13 protein-coding genes and 1 pseudogene are annotated in these 23,539 nt (G+C 56.6%); 12 read left to right on the top strand and 2 right to left on the bottom strand.

What is annotated here, in order from left to right; genetic code table 11:
* Positions 1-54 precede the first annotated feature (54 nt).
* The 8 genes from TX24_RS25905 (at position 55) to TX24_RS25875 (ending at position 20,477) form a co-directional block, all read left to right on the top strand.
* Positions 55-1,263 (top strand): DUF6361 family protein, encoded by a 1,209-nt coding sequence (locus TX24_RS25905; protein ID WP_233445876.1) that lies wholly within the window; start codon positions 55-57, stop codon positions 1,261-1,263.
* Positions 1,257-3,047 carry a phospholipase D family protein gene (locus TX24_RS25900; RefSeq protein ID WP_057711666.1) on the top strand — a complete coding sequence of 597 codons (1,791 nt, stop codon included), beginning with the start codon at positions 1,257-1,259 and terminating at the stop codon, positions 3,045-3,047. Before TX24_RS25905 ends, TX24_RS25900 begins: the two co-directional genes overlap by 7 nt.
* Positions 3,044-6,241 (top strand): DEAD/DEAH box helicase, encoded by a 3,198-nt coding sequence (locus TX24_RS25895; RefSeq protein WP_057711664.1) that lies wholly within the window; start codon positions 3,044-3,046, stop codon positions 6,239-6,241. The genes TX24_RS25900 and TX24_RS25895 overlap by 4 nt, the downstream gene beginning before the upstream one ends.
* Before the next feature lie 357 nt (positions 6,242-6,598).
* The gene (locus tag TX24_RS31990) at positions 6,599-6,955 is read left to right on the top strand and encodes a hypothetical protein (RefSeq protein WP_127881887.1); all 357 of its coding nucleotides are present in this window, start codon (positions 6,599-6,601) and stop codon (positions 6,953-6,955) included.
* Positions 6,942-10,418: an exodeoxyribonuclease V subunit gamma gene (gene recC / locus TX24_RS25890; protein WP_057711662.1), complete on the top strand. Its 3,477-nt coding sequence runs from the start codon at positions 6,942-6,944 to the stop codon at positions 10,416-10,418. Before TX24_RS31990 ends, recC begins: the two co-directional genes overlap by 14 nt.
* The gene (recB, locus tag TX24_RS25885) at positions 10,415-14,110 is read left to right on the top strand and encodes an exodeoxyribonuclease V subunit beta (RefSeq protein WP_057711660.1); all 3,696 of its coding nucleotides are present in this window, start codon (positions 10,415-10,417) and stop codon (positions 14,108-14,110) included. The genes recC and recB overlap by 4 nt, the downstream gene beginning before the upstream one ends.
* Positions 14,107-16,224, top strand: coding sequence for an exodeoxyribonuclease V subunit alpha (recD, locus tag TX24_RS25880; protein WP_057711658.1), 2,118 nt, complete (start codon positions 14,107-14,109; stop codon positions 16,222-16,224). The genes recB and recD overlap by 4 nt, the downstream gene beginning before the upstream one ends.
* Positions 16,221-20,477, top strand: coding sequence for a sacsin N-terminal ATP-binding-like domain-containing protein (locus tag TX24_RS25875; RefSeq protein WP_057711656.1), 4,257 nt, complete (start codon positions 16,221-16,223; stop codon positions 20,475-20,477). Before recD ends, TX24_RS25875 begins: the two co-directional genes overlap by 4 nt.
* A gap of 36 nt (positions 20,478-20,513) precedes the next feature.
* Here TX24_RS25875 and TX24_RS32220 read toward each other — a convergent pair whose 3' ends face one another.
* Positions 20,514-20,678 (bottom strand): hypothetical protein, encoded by a 165-nt coding sequence (locus TX24_RS32220; RefSeq protein ID WP_167348432.1) that lies wholly within the window; start codon positions 20,676-20,678, stop codon positions 20,514-20,516.
* Between the two features lie 71 nt (positions 20,679-20,749).
* Entirely contained in the window at positions 20,750-21,745 is a 996-nt protein-coding gene (locus TX24_RS25870; RefSeq protein WP_057711655.1) for a helix-turn-helix transcriptional regulator, read from the bottom strand.
* A 105-nt stretch (positions 21,746-21,850) separates the two neighbouring features.
* On the opposite strand from TX24_RS25870, the gene TX24_RS32660 reads away from it, so the two are divergent.
* From TX24_RS32660 to TX24_RS25860, 4 genes and pseudogenes are all read left to right on the top strand, one after another.
* Positions 21,851-22,153 (top strand): hypothetical protein, encoded by a 303-nt coding sequence (locus TX24_RS32660; protein WP_233445887.1) that lies wholly within the window; start codon positions 21,851-21,853, stop codon positions 22,151-22,153.
* A gap of 18 nt (positions 22,154-22,171) precedes the next feature.
* A pseudogene (locus TX24_RS33010) lies at positions 22,172-22,285 on the top strand (tetratricopeptide repeat protein); the annotation flags it as partial.
* A 270-nt stretch (positions 22,286-22,555) separates the two neighbouring features.
* Positions 22,556-22,738 carry a hypothetical protein gene (locus TX24_RS32650; protein WP_233445888.1) on the top strand — a complete coding sequence of 61 codons (183 nt, stop codon included), beginning with the start codon at positions 22,556-22,558 and terminating at the stop codon, positions 22,736-22,738.
* Positions 22,739-22,764: 26 nt separating this feature from the next.
* The gene (locus TX24_RS25860; protein ID WP_057711653.1) at positions 22,765-23,361 is read left to right on the top strand and encodes a hypothetical protein; all 597 of its coding nucleotides are present in this window, start codon (positions 22,765-22,767) and stop codon (positions 23,359-23,361) included.
* Positions 23,362-23,539 lie beyond the last annotated feature (178 nt).

Here is a 23,539-nt window from a genome sequence, read left to right as displayed (position 1 = left end):
CACGATTTTTAATAAGGATGTCGTTAGTGGGACGCCATAGGGGAGGTCATCGGTATGCTGAATAAGAGTGAAATGGGGTGGGTGGATTTTTCATCCGAGGACAGGGATCGGGTGAGGGATGTGATCAAGCAGCTCTCAGAACCTGGAACCCTTGATGAACTTGGAATCGGTGCCCTGCGTGATGGTTTTGCCGACCTTATGTTTCCTGGTTTTTCGACCATTCAAACCCGCGCTAAATACCTGATAACCATTCCACGGATCATTCGCGATTATCTGGCGCTCAAGCCAGCGCAACAACGCAGACAGTCACTGCAGCAGTATCTTGAACAGCAGGAAAATCAGCTTGCCAGGGCTCTGACCCTGCAACACCAGAATGAGGGTGTGACCGGCATCATCGGCTCAACGATGAAGGAAGGCGAGTCGGTTGCGCGATTGCCATCGTCTGTTTATTGGGTGGCATTACGTACTTGGGGCATCATCAATACCCAGGCTTCGCTTAATCAATTCTTGAAGTCAGTCAAACCTCCCGAAAGCAGCTTGGGAAGCAGCCTGCCAGATGAGGCCGACGATGCCGATGGCGTCTCGACTGATAGCAGGGTTCACCTTGATCGATACAATCCGCAATGGATCGAGGATGTTCACATCACCTTGACCGAGTCCGAGGCGGTGTTTCTCAGCGACAAACTTCAACACGGTCCGATCAATAGCCTGCCATCGCAGTTTGAGCTCAATGGCCTGTTGAAAGAGGTTTTAGATGAGGATCTGGCGGGCTTCGCTCAACTTGCCGGGTGGGTAGCGGCAAAGCCCAACTTGGCTCAGAGCACCCGCGACACGGTAAAGATGGCTCATGCATTCAGTGAGCTGATCTACGGTGCCCATCTTCGCTTCAACATTCTGGTTGCTAGGAATAATCAGCGCGAGGATTTGCTCGATCAGTACGAGTCGCACTGGCTCGACTGGCGTAAGGTTCGTCAGGCTGGACCTGAACAGGTTATGCAATGGCTGGCAGCCACCAACATCACGCTGCAAGGCCGGGTGGGGGCATTCTTGATGGAATGGAGCGAGCACATTGCCAACAACGCATCGGTAGTAGTGCTTGATGCTCTGGTCGAAAAACAGGCTTTGGGAAACAAAAAAGAGCGATCAATTCTGAAAAAGCGTTTGCCTGATAACTACCGTTGGATCGGCATGAGCCGTCTTGATTTCCGGTGGTCTCAAGTGCGCACCATCCTGGGCGATATTCAGGAGGGTTTGCCATGTTAAATCCGAGCGTCGATCGTCTTGACTACGGCGAAAAGCTGCAGGCCCCAGAAGGGTTTCAGCTGAGCTACGCGGTGGCAACCAGTTATTCACTGGAGCTCGATACCCTGCTGTGCCTACCCCTGGCACTGTCCTTGAACGGCACGCTGGAGGGCAATCCGCATGGCGGCAAGCTGGCTGCGCTTGAGGGCATCCGCCAACTTAAAGGTCGACTGAAAGTCTTTTTTCAGCAAGGCAATATCAAGGTTCCCAGTGCGTTTACCCCACTGTTTACGCTCCTCGAACCATGTTTGGTGCCTATGGTTCCAAGCGGCGGCTTCAGCTCCTTCCACCCCAAGATATGGCTGCTGCGGTTCACCAATGACATCCGGCAGGTGCGCTACCGGCTACTGGTGCTGTCTCGTAATCTGACGTTTGACCGCAGTTGGGATCTGGCGGTCGCGCTTGAGGGGGAGGTGGCCAAGGAAAGCAGTCGGGAGAATGAAGGTCTGTTGGAGCTTTTGCAGGAGCTCACACCTTTCGCTAGGCATAAAGACAAAGCGTTGGATTTCGCCCCGGCCTTCTCTCTATTCAAGAAAGAACTGCCTCGTGTCGTTTGGCAAAAACCCAATGGTTTTCGAGAGCTAAAAACCTTAATGGGTAAGGCACAGCAAGTTCCGCTGGACTTGGGTAGCTCCACGAACACTGTGCTGGTGATATCGCCTTTTCTGCATGCGGAGGCACTCGACATGCTCAAAGAGCGTGGCGAGCGCCATTGGTTATTCAGTCGTGCTGAAGAGTTGGAACGACTTGGGGCTGAGAAACTCGCGGGTTGGGAGTGTTTTGCCCTTAACCAGCGGGTCGTCAATGGCGAAGATCACTTGGATAGCGGTAAAACGCAAAACCTGCATGCAAAGCTGGTTTTGGTCCAGAACGGCGCTACCAGTCACTGGCACGTGGGCTCCGCCAATGCGACTAAGGCAGCGCTTGGTGGTCTCAGGCAAGCACCGCCTCGTAACACTGAATTCATGTTGCGCCTTTCAAGCTCGAGTATCGCCCAGTCGGCCCAACAATTGAAATTGGAGCTGATCGGTAGCGAGGAAAATCCGACGGGAGTTTTCATTCCTCACTCGTTCCAGAATGAAGAGCAGCAAGAGCAGAGCTCGGACGACGAGGGTCTGCGCAAACTTTTGCACACCTTGATTAAGGACGATTGGAGTGTCAGGGCCAAGGTCAATGCCGACTTCACCTACAGGTGTGAAGTTCACTGTTCAGCGCCGCTCCTTGCAAGCTCCGAATCGGTCCAGGTGCGGTTTCTGGACGTGCCTGGCTACCAGGACTTGAAGGCGACGTTGGTGTGGGATCGACTGAGCCTCTTGCAGGTCAGTGCCTTTCTGGTCGTGAAAGTGCGGGTTGGCGACAAGGTTATCGAGCGGGTAATCAAAGCCTCACTCATCATTGACGGTGGCGACGGTCGAGAGCAGAAAATTGTCAGCGATTTGATCGACAGCCCGCACAAGCTGTTGGCGTACATACGAATGGTGTTGCAGCCTGATCATGAAAAAACTGAATGGTTCGCCCGCGACCCTGGCGCTTCAGCACTAGATGGCTCTGACGAATTGTTGAGCCATCTGATGGGTGGGCCCATCTACGAGTCGCTACTGCTGTGTGCAGCCCGGCAGCCCGAAAAGCTGCAGCGAATAGAGGCTGTACTCAGTCATCTGCGATCTGTGGAAGGCCGGATACCCAAAGAGTTCAACCAGCTGTGGCATAACTACAAAGCATTTCTAGGGATGGAAAAAGCGTGAATACAAGCATTACGACGCGTGAACGCGCATGCCTGGAGTTAAGGTCCACGCTCTCTGGACTCAAGGATTTCCAACAGGCTACGGTGCAACGGATAACTTCTTTATTCAATGACCCCAACCATAACCACCGGATTTTGGTGGCTGATGAAGTGGGACTGGGTAAAACGATAGTTGCCAAAGGCGTCATCGCATCTTTGTTACTGGACTGGCATGAGCCCCGGCCGTTTCGCGTCACGTACATTTGCTCCAACCTTGCGTTGGCGACTGAAAACCGCTCCAAGCTTGCGGTTTTCAAGGACCCAAGCATGGCTAGCCTGGTGCGCGAGCCCGCTTTTTCGAGGCTGGCAGAAGTCGCGCTGCTTCCTGAACCGGATCTGGCCGACGGTGCCTTGCTGGAAGTTTGTACGCTCACGCCCAGTACTTCTTTTTCGATGACTTACGGCGCAGGCAACAAACGCGAACGGTTGGTGATTTTTGCGGCTCTCCTTCAACATGAAGATATCGTCCCACTGCAGGGCAAATTGTCTGATCTGTTTCGCGATCGGGTGCAGGACGTCGAGGGTTGGGAGTACGGGCTTCAGGAAGTTCAAGTCCGCGGACTTAATACAAAGATCGTTGAGGACTTTCATCACAAGCTGATGGAAGTTGCTCCGGGTGAGGCCCGGTCAAACATGGAGGTGCTGACGAAGGTCGCCCAGACTGGCGTTAATCGAGACAGCCCCGAAGAACACAGCCTGTTGCGTCGGCTACGCGTGCTTTTTGCTGGATCTTGCGCGGCACACCTGCAGGCGGACTTGTTCATCCTCGACGAGTTTCAGCGGTTTGAAAGTTTGCTCGACCAGTCTGAGGGGAACGAGCACTCGATGATTGCCCAGCAGGTGTTCCGCAAGAACCGCCGCAGCAAGATCATCTTACTCTCGGCGACACCGTTCAAGGCACTGAGCACCATCCCCGATGACGAAAACGACGACGGACACCTTGCCAAGCTGGAGCAAATACTGAGTTTTCTGAACCTGACTCCGCTTACGGCCTATGAGCCTGTGCGCAAAATGCTGAAGTCGGAATTGCAGCGCCTGCGTCAGGCGGGCGTGAAAGTTGATGATCTAGATGAGCGCCCTCGCCAGCAGGTTGAAAGCCTACTGCGCCCGCTTATTGTCCGTACCGAACGAAGCCAGATAGCCGTCGATGTAAACCGTCTGATCGATGCGCCCCCTTTCGACTGCAGCGCTGAAGTGCGTGCCGAGGACATCAAGGCTTACATAGAGCTGGATCGACTGGGAAGATTGCTTGAGAAGGACCGCAACATGAGTTTCTCCCGGCAGATGATGGATTTCTACAAGTCAGCCGCATGGCCGCTGTCGTTTAGCACAGGCTACAAACTGCAAGATGTATTGCAGAGCAAGTTCGAGAGTGATCCCGAAGTGCGTAAGTGGGTAAAACGCAGCCAGAGCCTTTGGCTGCCTCGGGATCAGGTCAACGACTATAAATTGAATGTCGCACGGGATGCTCCAAATCCTAGGGTGCGGTCGTTGACTACTCATTTGTTTGGTGACGGTAAGAAAAGTGGGCCGGAAATGCTGCTGTGGGTTCCGCCCAGCATGCCCCACTATCCGCTGGCAGGTGTCTTTATCGGCCACGAAACATTCAGCAAGACGCTGTTATTTTCTGCCTGGGCCATGGTCCCGCGGATGCTCAGTGGTTTGTTAAGTTATGAGTCCGAGAGGCGGGTGTTAGGTCGACGCCAGCCTGAGGCTGATTATTTTCCGCGCAAGACAAGGAGTAAGGCGCGAGATGACTCCGCCAGCCATCATGATCTGAATCGTCTGATCCGGCTGGACGCTGGCGATCTTGCGTACTGGTCGCTGGTTTATCCGAGCAAAGTGTTGATCGATGTTCCTCTGAAGCGAAATGAAGCATCGCTCAAAGATTTGCTTGCCGAGAGAATCAAACACTTTGCCGGGCTGCTCAAACCACTGGCGGCGGGGCATAGCGGAAGTCGCAATCAGAATCACTGGTATGTGCTGGGACCAATGTTGCTCGACCGCATGCACAACGACAATTGGTATGAGGACTGGATCGCGAGTATCAGCAACGGATCTGATTTTAACGAAAACACTCTAGGGCGAGTGGACGATATCTCTCAGCGGCTGGACAGCATTAAAGAGCTCGGTGAAATGCCTGCCGATTTGCCAGAGTATCTCGCCTGGTTGTCTGTTGGTTCACCTGCTATATGTGCTTATCGCGCACTGTCTCTGACCTATAGCGAAGATGATCCAACGGTGAATGCCGGGCATGCCAGCTCCATCGCTTTGGCGTTCGTCAGCTTGTTCAATGGGGTCAGCGGTAGCGCCGTCATCAAGCGCATCAGCAAACGACAGCATTGGCGAGGCATTATCAAATACTGCGCTGAAGGGGGGCTGCAAGCGATGCTGGAGGAGTATTTCTACATGCTCTCCTCATCGAACGGTGTCGATGACGCGGTGAAAGCTATCGATAATTCGCTGCGCACCAAGCCGTCCAGCGTGAAAGTCTGGAAAGCCGGTCCGATCGATGACAGCACTCACTTGCGTTGTCACTACGCAGTGCAGCTCGGTACGCAGAAGGCCAGTGATGAAGCAGGTCAGGAACGGGTCGTCAGTATCCGTGAGAGCTTCAACTCGCCGTTTCGTCCGTTTGTTCTCGCCTCGACGTCGATTGGTCAAGAAGGACTGGATTTCCATTGGTATTGTAGTGATGTCGTGCATTGGAACCTGCCAAGCAATCCCATCGACCTGGAACAGCGTGAAGGACGAGTGAATCGCTACCAGTCATTGGTCGTGAGACGGCGGGTGGTCCAGGCGCTTTCCAAAGAGACCGACTCGTTCCAGCGGTGGGCAGCACTCTTTGAGACCGCTGCAAAAATGCCCTGGAAAACCGACCTCGTACCTTACTGGCACTATCCCGAGGGCGATGCTCAGATTCGTCGTCTGGTTCCAGTCATGGCGATGAGTCAGGAGCAACAACGCTATCCGCAGATGCTGAAAATCTTATCCCTGTATCGCCTGGCATTCGGCCAACCTGGCCAGAGTGAGCTGCTTGAGCATCTCAAGAGCCTCAACCTGTGCACCGGCGACCTGGAGAAGCTGAAGCGGCGGCTCATGATCCAGCTGGCCCCTATTCTTTATCAAGATGAAAGTCAGGACGTCCCGGCATAACATCTGGCGGGCTTGTGCTGGCCTTCATTTGATCACGACCAACAGTGGCCTACCGTCAACAAAACGCACACAACAATGGATCTCCGCTCGCCGTATGCTGCTTTTTCCCCTGTCGACGCGAGGAACCTGCTGCAAAACTTGACCTGTATATCCGCCCAATATTCCCCGGTAGTGTTTAACGACATATCGTCTGCGTGTACGGAATTTTGGCCCCGACCGCTGAAGCCTGAATCAAGGAGGATTTGATGTTTTCTATGTCATGTAGATCATCGCCAGGCGGGCGAAAGGGGGGAGTTCAGTCATCATGCCGTTCAGCGCTGTACCCAGCGGACAATTCGTGCGTTTCAGGATGAGTGGTTGCGCAAATTTGGCGTGCGAATCTGGAAGTACGGCGCCGGGATTTATCTGTTTGATCATGATGTGTTCGATGGCCTGCTACAAAGCGTGTGCAGCCAGGACCGACAACTCGCCGAAAAATCCCGCAACAGTTATGCGGTGGTGAGTGCCGATCGTTTCATTACGTTCGGTCATCAAAACACCTCTTTTTTTTGGCTCAAAAAACCGTCTGCGCTCAGCAACGGCGCTTGGCCTTGTTCCGATTTTGAAGGCGTTAAGGGCGAATCAGGCCCTAGTGTACTAACAGATTTTCCGATGCCGGCACCCAGGTGTTGGCGACAGTCTAAGAATGTGGGAGTGGTTTATGCAGGACGCTGACGAGTTGAAGCCTGGCTTCATGATTATCCACAGCAATCGTCTCGATGATTTGCGAGCCTTGGCTGTGAATTGGATGCAGCGTTATCCGCTGGCACCACTGGAAAACGAAGTGGTGCTGGTCCATAGCAATGGTATTTCGCAGTGGCTCAAGCTGGCCCTGGCCGATGACCCTCAAGCAGGCGGTTGCGGCATCGCAGCTGCGCTGGACGTGCAGTTGCCGGCACGTTTTCTGTGGCAAGCCTATCGATCAGTGTTGGGTAAGGACTCAACACCTGAAACCTCGCCACTGGACAAGACTCCCCTGAGCTGGCGGCTGATGCGCTTGCTGCCGCAGCTGATGAGCAAGCCTAATTTCCAGAGCCTGCAGCGGTTTCTGGAGCAGGACGACGATCTTCGCAAGCGTCATCAGTTAGCCGAGCGTCTGGCCGATTTGTTCGATCAGTACCAGGTGTACCGTGCGGACTGGCTGGAAGACTGGGCTGAACTCCGCGACCAGCTCAAGCAGATCAATGGCATGCCTAACCCGCTGGATGCCGATAATCTTTGGCAGGCTGACCTGTGGCGCGAGCTGTTGCTGGATGTCGGCGAAGGCGCGCTTGAGCGCAGCCGAGCAGGTGTCCATAAGCGCTTTGTTGCCCGCTTGCAGTCGGTGGAACAGGCTCCGCAAGGTCTACCTCGGCGCATTGTGGTGTTTGGTATTTCGTCGATGCCGGCTCAGGTGCTCGAAGCCCTGGCGATGCTCTCGCGTTTCAGTCAGGTGCTGCTCTGCGTGCATAACCCCTGTCGTCACCACTGGATCGATATCGTGGCCGACAAGGACCTGCTGCTTCACAGCTATAAACGTCAACAACATAAGGCGGCCAGCCCGACGCTGGCAGATCCGCTGCATCAAAACGGTCAACCACTGCTGGCTGCCTGGGGAAAACAGGGCCGCGACTATATCAATCTGCTAGACAGCTACGACGACCCCTCCAGCTACCGGCATCTGTTTGCAGACGTGAACGGCGGACGAATTGACCTGTTCAGTGAAGATGAGGCACCAACGCTGCTATCGCAATTGCAGGACGACATTCTGGAACTGCGCCCACTGGCTGAAACTCGCGAACACTGGGCGCCGGTACTGTCGGACAAGGATCGCTCGGTGCGTTTCCATGTGGCGCACAGCCCCCAGCGAGAAGTGGAAATCCTCCATGACCAGCTGTTGGCCCGTTTCAGTGCAGACCCACGGCTCAGCCCGCGTGACGTGATTGTCATGGTCCCGGACATCAACGCGTATGCGCCGCACATCGAGGCAGTCTTCGGGCAAGTGCCTTACCACGACCCGCGTTACATCCCGTTTACTCTCGCCGACCAAGGGCCGCGTGGTCGCGAGCCGCTGTTAATCGCGCTGGAGCACTTGCTCAAGCTGCCGCAGAGCCGTTTTGCGGTCAGCGATATTCTTGACCTGCTTGATGTGCCCGCGCTTCGTGCCCGCTTTGGCGTCACCGAGGCCGATCTGCCTACGCTGCATCGCTGGATTGAAGGGTCCGGTATTCGCTGGGGACTCGATGGCGCGCAGCGTGAAAGCCTGGACATGCCAGCCGGGCTTGAACAAAACACCTGGCGCTTCGGCTTGCGCCGCATGCTGCTGGGATATGCCGCGGGCAAAGGCCCGGCGCTGGACGGCATCGAGCCTTACGACGAAGTCTCCGGCCTCGAAGCCGCGCTGGCAGGCCCGTTGCTGACCCTGCTCGATCACATGGAAATCGCCCGTCTGGACTTGCAGCAACCCACAGTGCCGAAGGTTTGGGTTGAGCGTTTACAGTCGCTGCTCAAGGTGTTTTTCCGGCCCGTTGGCGAGGCCGATGAATTGCTCGTCAACCAACTGCTGAAGATTCTCGATGACTGGCTGAAAACCTGCAACGAGGCTGAGTTTGATGAGGCGGTGCCGCTGAGCGTTGTCCACGAAACCTGGCTTGGCGGCATGGATCAGGGCGGCCTGTCCCAACGCTTCCTGGCGGGCGCGGTGAATTTTTGTACCTTGATGCCGATGCGTGCGATCCCCTTCAAGGTGGTGTGCTTGCTTGGCATGAATGATGGCGACTACCCTCGCCAGCAGTCCCACGTCGACTTCGACCTGATGCGTCTTGACTACCGTCCCGGTGACCGTTCCCGCCGTGAGGATGACCGCTACCTGCTGCTTGAGGCGCTACTGTCGGCCAGGGATCAGCTGTATGTCAGTTGGGTGGGGCGCAATATCCGCGACAACAGTGAGCGGGTGCCATCGGTTTTGATCGGGCAACTGCGCGATCACCTTTCGACCGGTTGGCGACTGAGCGGTAGCGAGGAGAATCCGAAGGCGCTGATTGACGCTCTGACCCTGGAACACCCGCTGCAGCCCTTTAGCCCTTCGTATTTTGCGAATCTGTCGGGGCCGGACGGTCTGTTCACCTATTCCCATGAGTGGCGCAACGTCCATACGGTTGCCGAGGCAGTGCAGGCGCCGATCGAGCTGACACCGCTCCAGCAAGACACGCCTTTGAACCTGCGCCAACTGGCGGGTTTTCTGCGCGATCCGGTGGCTGCGTTCTTTCAACAGCGCCTCAAGGTACATTTCGACAGTGATGAAATGGTCAGCCGCGATGAGGAGCCTTTTGAGCTGGACGCGCTGGAGAATTGGCAGCATCAGGAAACCTTGAGCCAATCACTCAAACGCTGGGTCGAGGAGTCCTATCAGCCTGAGCATATGGACGCCCAGCTGGAACAGCATGTGCAGCGTTTGCAACGGGAGGGCAAATTGCCCTTGGCGGCATTCGGCTCACTGAGTGCGGCCAAGCTTGCTGGACCGCTTCCTGATCTGATGGCGCGTTACCACGCGGCCATTCAGGAATGGAGCGAGGTAGAGCCAGGCCAGATCGAGCTCAGGTGCGAGCCGACGTATTCGACGCCAGGCTTCGTCGACTGGCTGGGCGGGCTGCGCCGTAACGCCGGGAAGGACTTGGCCTACGTACAACTGGTGAGCAACAAACTGCTCACCGACGACGGTTTTCGTTGGCATAACCTAGTCCGTCTCTGGGTACGGCACCTTGCTTTGCAGCTGGGTACCGAGCCGTGCACGACGATTTTGGTTTGTCTCAACGGCAATGTGCTGTTCCCGCCATTGAGCAAGGCTACTGCGCAAGACCATCTGCAGCACTTGTTGCAATACTGGGTCGAGGGCATGTGCGAACCGCTGCCGGTTGGCTGCAAGACTGCTTTCGCCTGGTTGTCGGGCAGTGGGGGCGCGGCTCTGGACCAGGCCAGGGAAACATTCGAGGGCGGCTATATGGTGACCGGGGAGGTCGCCAGTTCGGCCGCCTTGCGCCGCGCTTATCCCGACTTCGATGCATTGTCTGGTGATGGACGATTTACGTTGTTGGCCGAACACCTGTATGGCCCTCTGTTTAACCATCTTTCATCTGCTGGCGCAGGGAGCGACCTATGAATCCCGTGAATCTGGAGTCTCTGAATTTTCCGTTACACGGCAGCCGTCTGATCGAGGCTAGCGCCGGGACCGGCAAGACATTCACTATTGCGTTGCTGTATGTGCGGCTGGTGCTTGGGCACGGTGGCGCGAATGCATTCAAAGAGCCGCTCAATCCGCCGCAGATTCTGGTCGTGACTTTTACGGACGCCGCCACTCAGGAATTGCGCGATCGTATCCGCCTGCGTTTGAGTGAAGCCGCGCAGTGTTTCGCCGAGCCCCTCGGTAGTCACGATTCGTTATTGGAGCAACTACGGGCTGATTATCCGGCTGAGCATTGGCCCGATTGCGCCCGTCGCCTACAACTGGCCGGCGAGTGGATGGATGAGGCGGCGGTCTCGACCATCCATGGCTGGTGTTATCGGATGTTGCGTGAGCATGCCTTCGACAGCGGCAGCCTGTTCACCCAGACGTTGGAAACCGATCAGAGCGAATTGCTGGCCGAGGTGGTGAGGGATTACTGGCGGCGGCATTTTTATGGGCTATCGCTGGATCAGGCTGAGGTGATCGCCGACTATTTCAGCGGGCCTCAAGAGTTGGGTCAGCTGCTCTCGTCCTTGCTGGCGCGGCGCACTGCGAGCTTCATGCATGGCGGCGCAGTATTGCCTGCCCCCGGAACCCTGGCGGCCTTGCTCAAGGCGCCTGCTGACTGGAAGGTCAGCCTCTCTGCATTGGAGCAACTCGCACGAACGGCATGGCGCGATGACCGGCAGCAGATTGAACAATTGCTGCACGGCATGCGCAGCAAGCTGCATGGCAATACCTATCGGGGCGTCAAGGATGATCAGGTATTTGCCGGGTGGCTTGAGGCCTTGGCGAACTGGAGCCAGGGCCAGACCGCACCTGGCAATCTGAGCAAGTTTGGTCAGGAACGTTTCAAACTCACCGGTGGCGCACAGGCCCCATCGCATGCAGCGTTCGCAGCCATCGACGCCTTGGCGGACCATCAAGCAAGCAAGCAGGACATTCGGGCCCAGTTACTACTTCATGCGCTGGCTGAAATCAGCGAGCGTTTCGATACCGAAAAACTGCGCCGCGCCGAAATCGGCTTCGATGATCTGCTCAATCGGCTCGATGCGGCGCTGCAGGGGCAGTCGGGTGAGCGACTGGCAAAAACTGTTCGTGAGCAGTATCCGGTTGCCTTGATCGATGAGTTTCAAGACACCGACCCTGTGCAGTACCGAATTTTCGAAAGCATCTACCGTATCGCCGACAATTCACCGGACAGCGGGCTGTTCATGATCGGTGACCCGAAGCAGGCGATCTACGCCTTCCGTGGCGCGGACATCTACACTTACTTGAGCGCCCGTGAAGCCACCAGTGGACGACATTACACCCTGGGTAAAAACTTCCGCTCCACCGAGGCCATGGTGACGGCCGCCAACCGCTGTTTCGAGTTTGCCGAAGGACATCCGCGAGCGGCCTTTCGGTTTGCCCGGGAAGGCTTTGCCAACCCAGTGCCGTTTTCCGCCGTGCTTGCCAAGGGGCGCGAGGCGCGTCTGGAAATAGGCGGTGAGGCCGCTGCCGCGATGACGTTGTGGAGCCTACCCGGCACTGACGGCATGATCAGCACCGGGGCGTACCGGCGAGGCATGGCAGAAGCAGCGGCTTCGGCTATTCAATCCTGGTTGGTGCCGGATGGTGCCCAGCAAGCAGGTCTGCGACAGCCCAATGGCAGCTTCGTTGCCCTGAGACCGGCCGACATCGCGATTCTGGTGCGCAATCGAACCGAAGCCGAGGCCATCCGCAAGTCGCTGTCCCAGCGCAAACTGGCCAGCGTATATCTGTCTGATCGCGACTCGGTGTTTGACAGTCCAGAAGCCCAGGACCTGCTTTATCTGCTGCGTGCCTGCGCTGAGCCTTCAGTGGATCGGCTGCTCAGGGCGGCGCTGGCGACGCGCAGCATTGGCTTAAGCTGGCTGACGCTGGAGCAGCTCAACCATGACGAGCTTTACTGGGAGCAACAGGTTTTACGCTTCCGGGATTATCGTCATCTCTGGCAGCAGCAAGGTGTGCTGCCGATGCTGCGCAAACTGATGGCAGACTTTCAGATACCCGCGCGTTTGTTGCTGCAGACCGACGGCGAACGCAGCCTGACCAACTTGCTGCATCTGGCCGAATGGCTGCAGCGTAGCGCCACTGAGCTGGACGGCGAAAATGCATTGATTCGTCACTTGGCCGAGCAGCTGCAAGCTGCCAGTGAAGAAGAAATACTGCGTCTAGAAAGCGATGCCGATCTGATTAAAGTCATCACCGTCCACAAATCCAAGGGGCTGGAGTATCCACTGGTTCTGCTGCCATTCATTTGCAACGCGACTGAACTCAATGGTCGCAGCAAGTCGCCGCCGATGTTCCATGGCGACGAAGACGGCGAGTTGTGCATCGAATTGGGCAAGTCCGAGGCAGCCAGGGTGGCGTATGAAAAAGCCAACGACGAGCGTCTGGGCGAGGAAATGCGTCTGCTCTATGTGGCATTGACCCGTGCCCGTTACGCCACCTGGCTGGGTATCGCAGCAGTGGGTCGCTCCAATGGCAAGGCGACCGATCTGGATAAAGGCGGCCTGGGTTATCTGCTGGCTGGCGGTGACAAGATTGTTGCCGGGCAACTTGAGTCGCTTTTGTCCGAGCTGCGCGGGGACTGCGAACACATCGTCTGTGAACCAGCACCCGAGGCCACGGATGATTGTTATACACCACCACTAAAAGCCGAGCTCAGCCAGGCATTGATCCCCCTGCATAAGCCCGCCTCAAACTGGTGGATCGCCAGCTACTCGGCACTGTCCATCGCCGACGGCAACCAATTGATGGGCGCCGAAGCCGGTCAGCGGCTTGAGCCTGCCACGGCCCTGGAGGCGAACCTCAGCGAGGAAGGCCTTGCTGTGGATGAAATAGTCGCGACGCTTCCTGCGGGTCCGGGCATTCACGGTTTTCCCCGTGGCGCAGGCCCCGGTACTTTCCTGCATGGGTTGTTCGAGTGGGCGGGTAACGAAGGCTTCGCGAAAGCTCAGGCCATGCCCGAGTCGATCGACAGCACAGTTGGCCGCCGTTGCAACCTGCGAAGCTGGGAAACCTGGATCGAACCACTGGCGGCTTGGCTCAAATCCTATCTGAGTACACCGCTGCGTTTTGACGGCAGCTCGGTCAGCCTGAGTGGCTTGAGCACCTATCAGGTGGAGATGGAGTTCTGGTTTTCCAGTCAGTCGGTAAATGTCCAGCAGCTCGACAAATTGGTGCGCCAATATACCTTGAATGGCGAACCGCGACCGGTACTCAATCCCGGCCAGCTGAACGGTATGTTCAAAGGCTTTATCGACCTGACGTTCGAACATCAGGGGCGCCACTACGTGGCCGACTACAAGTCCAACTGGCTGGGCCGCAATGACGACAGTTATGACGCTGCAGCGATGGCCGAAACCATGCTTAGCAAGCGCTACGACCTGCAGTTCTGCCTCTATCTGCTGGCCCTGCATCGGCAATTGAAGTTGCGCCTACGTGACTATGACTACGACCGGCACATGGGCGGTGCTGTGTATCTATTCGTGCGCGGGCACCATTCCGCCAGCCAGGGTGTGCATTTCGAAAGACCGCCTCGCCAACTCATCGAACAAATGGACAGACTTTTCATGGGCCAGCACACGGAGGTGGCAGTATGATCCTGACACTCAAACAACTCAGTGACAGCCAGCGCAGCAGCGACGCACCTGCGATTGCCCTGTCTCAGGCTTCTAGCCAGGATTTGCTGCAGCAGTTGGAGCTTTGGGTGACCCGCGGTTGGCTGCGCGCCCTGGATCGTTCAATGGCCGCGTTCGTCCTGGAGCAGGACCCCCAAGCGCCGCCAAGTGTCCTGTTGGCGATTGCGATGACCAGCCATCAATTGGGCCGAGGGCATTCCTGTCTCGATCTGACGGCAACCCTCAGCGCGCCGGACTTTGTCCTTTCGCTGCCGCCTGAAGGCGATGAGGGCGGACAGCTACCATCGCAGTGGTTGCACTGCGTGGATGCGGTCACCTGGCGTCAGGCATTGGCTGCCAGTGGTCTGGTCGAGGATCGCGACACCCTACGACGTTACCCGGAGCGCCCCTTGGTGCTCGCCGGGCAACGCTTGTACCTGCGACGCTTTTGGAACTACGAGCAGAAAATTGCCAAAGCGCTCAGCGCTCGACTGACTCAGCCGTCGATCACCCCCGATCATTTGTCCAAACGGCTCGATGAATTGTTTCCAGAATCGGCCAAGGACGGTGGTCAGCGGATCACCGATTGGCAAAAGCTGGCCTGTGCGTTGGCTGCTCGTGGGCATTTCAGCGTGATCACCGGCGGGCCTGGCACCGGCAAGACCACGTCGGTGGTGCGCCTGCTGGGGCTGCTGCAGACCCCGGCCGTCGAGGCTGGCAAACCCTTGCGCATTCGCTTGGCCGCGCCGACTGGCAAAGCGGCTGCACGCTTGTCGGAGTCCATCGGCAAGGCGGTCAGCGAACTGCAAGTGACGGACGACGTTCGCCAGGCCATCCCCACCGATGTTTCGACGCTGCATCGCTTGCTGGGCAGTCGTCCCGACTCGCGCAACTTTATCCACCATCAGGACAATCTTCTCGCGCTGGATGTGTTGGTGGTCGATGAAGCATCGATGATCGATCTGGAAATGATGGCCTGCCTGCTCGATGCCTTGCCGCTGCAGGCACGCTTGATCATGCTCGGCGACAAGGACCAGTTGGCCTCTGTCGATGCTGGCGCCGTGCTGGGTGACCTGTGTCGCGACGCCGAGGCTGGGCGTTACTCTGCGGCGACCAGCGCCTGGCTCACTGAACACACCCACGAAGCAATTGAAGCGACGGGCCTGCAACTTGGCGAGGGCCTGGGCGACCCGTTGGCGCAGCAGACAGTGATGCTGCGTTACTCGCGACGTTTCGATGCCAACAGAGGCATCGGACGCCTGGCAAAGCTGGTCAACGAAAAGAATGCTGGCGAGGCTCGACAACTGCTCGAACATCCGCCGGAACAACTGTTCAGCTTGAAACTGCGAGGCGAACAAGACAGCAAACTTACCCGTCTGATTATCGATGGTCATCCCGAGGCTGACGGCAAGCCCTCGGGCTATCGCTATTACCTCGAGCAATTGCAACAGCTGCGACCGGCAACTGGCATTGTCTGGAACAGCGATGGCTGGGTGCAATGGGCGAGCAATGTTCTCAAAGCCTTCGATGAGTTCCGGCTGCTTTGCGCCTTGCGCCGTGGCCCTTGGGGCGTAGAAGGATTGAACCTGCGCGTGGCCGGCGAGCTGAAACATCGCAAACTGATCGACACCGACCATGGCTGGTACGAAGGCCGACCAGTGCTAGTCACCCGCAATGACTACAGCCTGGGATTGATGAATGGCGACATCGGCATAGCGCTCTACCTTCCTGTGCCCGATGACAGTCAACCCGGACGCATGAGCCTGCGGGTGGCGTTCCCCCGCAATGACGGCACTGGCGATGTACGCTTTGTCTTGCCCAGCCGGCTGGTTGAAGTCGAAACGGTCTACGCCATGACCGTGCATAAATCCCAGGGCTCGGAATTCAACCACACCGCGTTGCTGCTCCCGGATGCGCTAAACCCGGTGCTGACCAAGGAACTGCTCTACACCGGCATTACCCGCGCGAAAAACTGGTTCAGCCTGATTGAGGCCGGCCCTGGGGTGTTTGAGGGCGCGGTGAGCCGCAATGTACAGCGTTTGAGTGGGCTGGCATTGCAGTTAAAGGCTGAGTTGTCCAAAGAGGCTCAACGATGATCGGTATCAAGGGATTACCCCGCAACCTTGCACAGGTGCGGGCCCTGTTGCACGCGCATCTCGAAGAACATCGGCACCTGCCGGAAAGTACTCGGCTGCGGGACCTGGGCTCGGAAAAAGCGGTGGTGCAGGATTATTCGGGACGGGTTGTCTTCGAGCTGCTGCAAAACGCCCTTGATCGCGCTACTGGCCATATTTTGCTTCGCTGGGATCGACAACGACAGATTCTCGAAGTCGCCAACGATGGACGCGCGATCACGACCCAGAGCGTGGACGGGCGTCGCTCCGATATTCAGGCGTTGCTGAGTATGCATTCGAGCAGCAAATCAGCTGGCGAAAGCATTGGCAATAAAGGTGTCGGCTTTCGTTCGGTATTTGGTGCCGGCAGTCAGGTCGAGGTCTGGAGTCGTGCTGAAGATGGCCATTGGTGGGGCATGCATCTGCAACATCCGGCGCGCTTCGCGGTGGCCGTTGACGGCTGGATCAGCCAGGACGCGGCCAGCTTTTACGCGCCGCTGATGCTCTCGGCCCAGCCAGAACTCGATTCAGAGCATGTCACACTGATTCGCTTGCAGGACATCAGAAAACCTGAGGTCGTTGCCAGCATTGAGGCATCCATGGCGGAGTTGAGCCGTGGACCGCTGGCCTTCCTGCAGGAGCGCTCCGCACTTGGCTTGCGCATTACCTTGAGTGTCGCAGGGGAGCAGGACGTCACCCATGTTATCGACGCCAAGAATTACCTGGCGATGGCGCAGCGGCACATGGCATTCCCCGTCGAAGTGCGTGCCAGTACCGGGTTGGATCTGGACGTCGCTGATGTGCGGGTGATTGCGTCCAATGACCCGCGCAACTCGCGCTACTGGTCCTATTTGCCCACCGAACAGCCTGCCGGGTTTGGCGTTCAGATTCACGGCGACTTCTACTTGAGCAATTCGCGCCGTCACCTGACGCTGCGAAAACTGGAAGGCACCGGGCAAGCGACTGACCCGGCTGGGTGGAATGCGACTTTGGTGCGTCTGGCCGCTGAGTGCATCGTTGAGCTCTGGCAAACGCCGGAAGTTTGCCTGGCTGAAACATTCTGGGAATACGCCACGCCGCGTGCCTGTACTTGCCCGCACCTGAAACGCGAAGTCGCCACGCTGTTCTGGCAGGCGCGCGGAGCGGTATTTGAAAGCATGGTGAAGAAGAGTTTTTCGAATGGCCGGACATGGCCTCTGGTGCGCTACCGACAGCTGTTCGAGGCGCTTGAAGCCTGGGCGGATTACGCTTATCGCAACCTGAAGCTCGGTTATCTTTCATCGCACCGTGAATATCTGCTAGCGCGGATTCAGGCCAGTGGCGCCAAGGTCCTGCCGATTGTCAGCGAGGGGTTGGAGGAGAATGCGCCTGTCCTGCGCGCGCAGCCGCTGGTTCAAATTGCCAGGGGGCAGCATCGTGGTGCCGAGGTCGACCGCATCTACTACCGCCGCTCAGGGCTTGAAAATCAAACCGAGCTGGCTCAAGTGATCATGCGTCAGAAGTCCTTTATCACGACCTTCACGCCTGCCTTGGATATGTCACTCGCGCAACAAGGACTGATCAACTTTGATCGACCAGAAATACTCGCGCAACTTCGTCCTGGGGACAACGAAGACGATCATGTCGAGCTGGTCTGCGCCGCGCTGGCCTTGGCCGGTCATGAGGGCACTGGAGGCGTTGGCTCGTTTTTGCGTCGGGCGAAGGAGCGTGGTGTCGGCGCGGCCTGGCGTTTTGTTAGCAAGGAAACTGCCGCCAGTGCTGGTGCAAGCCTGGCCAGCCTGATGGTGAAAGGGATGGATGGCCATTGGCATGCCGCACAGGCGTGTGCACGAGTCAAAGGACCGTGGCCGCAACTGGATGAGCTCTGGCTGGCTGAAGTTGTGGACGGTATTGTGCCGTCGCCCACCATCGATGATCTGTGTCTGCTATTGGGGATTGGCCCTATTCCATTGTCCGACCCTGAAACGATCGCATTGCCCGATGAGTTGCCGGTCGAAACGATGACCGAGCTTGTTGCGCGCTGGCCATTGCTTTCCGGCTTTCTCGCCCGAGAGGAAGGCCGGCATCTGTTGGCTGCCCTGGAGCGGTGCCGCTGGCTGCACAGCGGCGGCACGGTGATTATCCGTGACGGGCTGCAGGGCCAGGGTCCCTATGCGCCATTGGACATCTGGCGCCAGCGGAGCAGTGGGGGGTTCAGAACCTTGTTGTTGCCGCGTTTGGAAGTAGAACGAGGCAATGACGCGACCTGGTACGCCCAGCTTGGGATTGCCAATGCACTGGAGACCAATGGCGCCGAGCGGGTGCGCCGCGCTTTTGAGCGCCTGCGGCACATTGATCCGCGCACATTGGACTCGGCGGCGCTGCGTGATTTGCGCGAGCTGTATCGCAGTCTGATGGATTTGACCCTCAAGCACGAAAGCCTGGCACCGCCCGTGCTCTATCGAGTCGTCGGCGAAGCGGGGCGCCAACAAGGACTGGCGTGGGGCTGCGCAGGGGACCGCATCTGGCACGATAGTGGGGAAAATCCCACCGCATTGCTCTCGTTCAACGACATCAAATTGTGGGTGGTCAGAAAACTGAGCAAAGAGAACGCCTGCCGCTACGGTTTGGAGCATTTCGAACCGAAAACCGCAAAAATCAGCTGCCACGGTGACAGTAATGATCCGCTGGCGGTGAAGCTGCGTAGCCAGTTGCATTTGGCTATGCCGGATCTGATGGCCGCTGCCAGCGCGGCGCACAACGATTTCAATGCCAGCAAGGCGTTGGAGGTTTTCGCCAGATTGATCATCCGCCACTATGACGATGTCTGGATCGAATGGTCGTTTGACGGCAAGCTCGGCTGCCTGGGCAAAGACTCGGTAGGTGATGTCTTTGAACACGTCACGCAACAGGGGGCGCATGAGCTCTGGTTCGATGGGCCGGATGTACCCTTGGTCGAATGCGCGCATCCCTTGAGCCAACTGCTGACAGAAAAGCGGGCATTCGGTGCGTTGTTCAAGGATGGGCTGCATGCGTGGAGCAATGCTGCGGATTCTGTCGGTAAAGACGGGCGAGTGTCGGGAGCCGTTCAGCGCTTTCGTCGTGAGTATGGAATTTCCGATCAGGAGGTAGCGGAGTTCCGGTTGCGTATTGACGCCCTTGTGTTGACTGCTGAAGAGCGGTTGCTGTGGGTGGCGTCGGTTCGTGAAGTACTGCAAAGCTTCGCGTCGGGCCTGAGCTGCGAGCCATTTCCAGGTATGGTGATCAGACCGGAGATTTTTTTGAATGCCCGGAATGTCGCAGAAGATGAGGTGACAGAGGCATTGGCCGGGATCAGCAAGCTTCGTCCGCTTGTCGACTTCGCAGGCACGCATGCATCGGCGTTGGCGCTGGCCGACACCTTGCCTGCTCTGGCAGCTGCGATTGAAGCGACTCCTCGTGAACGCTGGATTGAAACGTTGCTGGAAGGGTTGCAGAAGGAAGTCAGGGTTGAGCATGCCGACGAGAGCGCACAGCTGAAAATGATGGATTTCGATCCCCAGGTAATCTTGCATCGTCGGTTGGATATTGAGCCGCAAGACCAGGCGCCCTCAACGGATGCTCTGGCATTTGCGAGCGGGAAGTTGGTCCTAAGTGCGCTGCCCGAAGCTCTTGATAAGTTGGGCTTGAAATCGTTCAGTGCAACGCGCGTCAGTATGATTGCCCGCGATGCTCCTCAGGATGAGGATCATTTCATTCGTGATGCCCGACGCAAGGCGACAGGTGGGTTACGGGCCGAGGAGGCCGTTCTGGACCTTTGCGTACCTGAAGCCATGCGTTGGCTCAAAGAGGACCCGGAAGGCTTTCACCAGGCATTGGCCGCGCCTCTGGCGTTTCTTGGGGATGAGGGGCAGCGGCGCTCGACACTGATAACCCGCGAAGAGCAAATGCGCAGCTTGCTTCACGTCGCCGAATACGTCGGTAACGCCGGATTCGATGTGCTGGTTCCACGTGACAGGCGCTTTCTGCAGGTCGAGGTCAAACGAGTCGCTCAATTGAAGAGCGGCAGGTTCTTCGTGTCTGACAACGAAAGACGGCGCGCGCTGGAATATCGCCAGCGAGACCTCGGTTGGCGACTTTGGCTGGTCTCAAGTGATGGAAAATCACGGGATGTCACCGAGGTGATGGATACCTTTGACAAGCACAGCGACGCGTTGCAAACACTCGCGAACGATGGATTACGTCCAGGTGAATGGATGTTTGTGCTCAAGGAATGACACTGAGCCAGCCCACGACCCCGTGTGTTGGTTTACTCAACGCACCTGGGTCGGTGCGTTGGGACATTTGTAGCCAGGGTACTGTGCTTCGGCCGTTATCTTGGCCATGGCCGAGGTGATGGCTTGCACAGTAATGGTGAAGTTGGCCGCTGGACCTGCGTTAGGCGTGACACGTTGCATGAAGGCTTTGTAGGTTTTCATCGTCAAGACTCCTTGGATTTGGTAGGAGAAGAGTCTTTACGCAACGTGCGACACGCTATGTCGTATTCTAATTATTTCAAATAAAGCGCCGCCATTTTTTGTGCGGTGGCTGCCATTTTCTCGCGCAGGATAGACGGCTCGACCACTTCAAGATTGTCACCTTGGCTGAGAAGCCAAAGCTCTAGTCCTTGGCTTAGGTGGGTGCTGCCTACCATCGTTCGGCAGCCATTTTCATCGAGCAGTTGTTGATCTGCTGTGAGTGGGTTTTCCGCTAGTCGCTCGTACATCTCTTGGCTTAAAAGCAGACGTAGCGGTACCGGCTCATCCGACGCAAGGCTGATCAGGCTTCGCTGTGCGCTAACCGAGTTGATATCGTAGTTTTCAGGGGCCGCTATTGTTTCTGGAATTGTTGTGACTGAAATGAACCGATGTAGTGGCAAGGCCACCGGCCGGGTGTCTATTTGATTCGCAAATACGCAGGAGAGGTAAATGTTGGAATCTTGATAGGACAATCCAAGCGGTAGAAGACGATAGGACTTAGCTTCGCGTGCGCCGCGCTTGAGGTATTGAGCTTCAATAGCGTAGTCATCAAGTAGCGCCTTTTGAAGGGTTTCGAGCACTTGAGGGTCTACTTTACCCGGCCTTAAAGTGATGAAGCGGGTATTGCTGATGACTTTCTTAGACCAGTCCTGAGACGGCCGGGCTTCACGCATCAAAGACCGGGCATATTCATGCAGTGCCGAAAGATTGGTGACTTGGGCCGCCATACCAAACCGACTGGCGTGGTCCATGATCATCACTAGGTTCATCGCATCGGTCGGTAGCAGGCTTAGGCGAGAAAGTGATCTGTCTGCCCACCAGATCCTAGCTTTGGCTTTAGGTGATTTAGGTTTACTTTTTACATGAGGGAAGCGTTTCTCCAACTCGCGTAGATGGCGTTGTAGGGTGCGTAGGTCGACAGATATTCCTTGATTTTCGAGGCGTTCATGGATGGTTTTTGTGTCGATGGCGCTTTCCATGCGGGGTAGCAAACCTAGCAGCACTTCCTGACGAAAGAGTTGTTCCACTGCGATATCCCTGCCTTTCAATTATGTGGATTGCTATGCGACACAGGTTGTCGCGCCTGTCTGGAGAATGGTCGGGCCAATAAGTTCGCCGATCAGGACATGAGCATGACTAAAGACTCCCAGGTGTTCAATCTATTGGAGGGCATATTGCCCATGGTCAATGGCATCCGGTTTTTCGAGCCGAACGACGTGCTGGCCCTTTATGCCGGCATCGGTATTCCTTCACTACGAATTTTGGAGATCAGCCAAGCCAACGATTTTTGCCTGGCGACTTACTATCAAATCAAGGCCGCCAATCCGCTTCGCGGCATGGTCGAACCTGGCAGGTTACGAGTCCACTATGAATCTCTGCGTGGTGATGCGATGGCTTCAGACCCTAATGCTTTGAATGACCTGGGCTGGCTATAGCTCAATGGCAGTCGAGTACTGTTTGAGCCTGCTCTGGCCCGACAGCTTTTCAAGTTAGCCTTCATTCTTGGTTCCGCAGAGGCGGCTTTCAATCTCGGCGAGCAAGCCTTCTATGGCAAGGGTGTACCGGTTGATCGGGATCTGGCTATCAGCTACTACGAACAGGCGTACGAGGGCGGTGTTCTGTGCGCCGCGCGCGTGCTGGGTAGTCTGTATTGCGAAAGTACCGACGACTGGACGGCTGATCATCACAAAGCTGTGCAGTGGTACATATGGGCAGCTGACGGCGATGATCTTGATGCCTGCTTCCTCTTGGGTTGCTTGGTGCTGGATAACCACTCACTCACTCATGAACGGGCACTCGGAATCTACTGGCTGCAATGGGCGGCAATGAAGGGACACATGATGGCGGCCGAGCATTTGGCCTATCTCTATAACTCGACCCTGCTGGCACCGCCAGACCCGGATGGACTCATGTTTGACTTCTGGCGTGATCATGCTATTCGGCTTGGCAGCCAGTGGGCACTGGACATGGGCGTCGATAGTCGTCGACCTCATTTTTTTGCTGTCTCGAAGAAACTTTGAAGATAGATGAACATAAGGAGCAACGCATGAGCGCAGACCTTTTTCGGGCAATACCTGAAAGCAAATTGGCGGCATCAGCAGAGGGAATCAAACGCCAGATGTCAGCTAGGATTCCCAGTAATGTCCCGTATGTGGTCGATAACCTGTGGGAATGGTTACGGCCTGAACATTACCCATCCCGACGCCATTCAACATATGCCAGCCCCACACCGGAATTGGCTTTGCTGAATGCCAGCGCAGCCTTGGTAGGGAGTGATCGATACGTTGCGTGTCAGTTAATAGTGGCACCTTCAGCGATAAAGCTGGCACAGCTTGAAGTGGTTGATGCCAGGCACCACGCCGATATTCGTCTGATTACCCAGTGGCTCAGCCGTCACAGCAAGGAGTTAACCGAAATTTCCGTTAACCAAAAACGCGATATCGCCTTATTGTTCCTCCCGGGTCTGAAGCGCGATGAGTTGGAAAACCTACGCCTTGAGAGTGGTGTAGTACATGAACTCTGCGAGCTGGCGCGGACCCATGCAACGTTCTGGGCGGCATCTTCTGTGCCCAGAAAAGGTGAGGGCGAGTTATTTTTTGAGTTAATCGACAAATCTGCTAGCTACCGCCTAGAGCCGATATAGTGAGTATCGCGCTTTACCGAGAACAATCATTGGCTGATCTGGAGCGCCGCTTAACATATATAGATGCTTAACACGGCGCGCCGGAATGTGCCCGTTCCTCGTAATATGAGGGCAGTTGGAATAAGTGTATTTTCGCAGAGGTTATCGGAATCGGGGTAGTCGCGATTAATCTCAGTTG

The sequence above is a fragment of the Pseudomonas lactis genome, assembly GCF_001439845.1.
Taxonomy (GTDB): domain Bacteria; phylum Pseudomonadota; class Gammaproteobacteria; order Pseudomonadales; family Pseudomonadaceae; genus Aquipseudomonas; species Aquipseudomonas lactis.
Note: the sequence above shows the minus strand (reverse complement) of the source record. Positions and strands in the feature narration are given on the sequence as shown.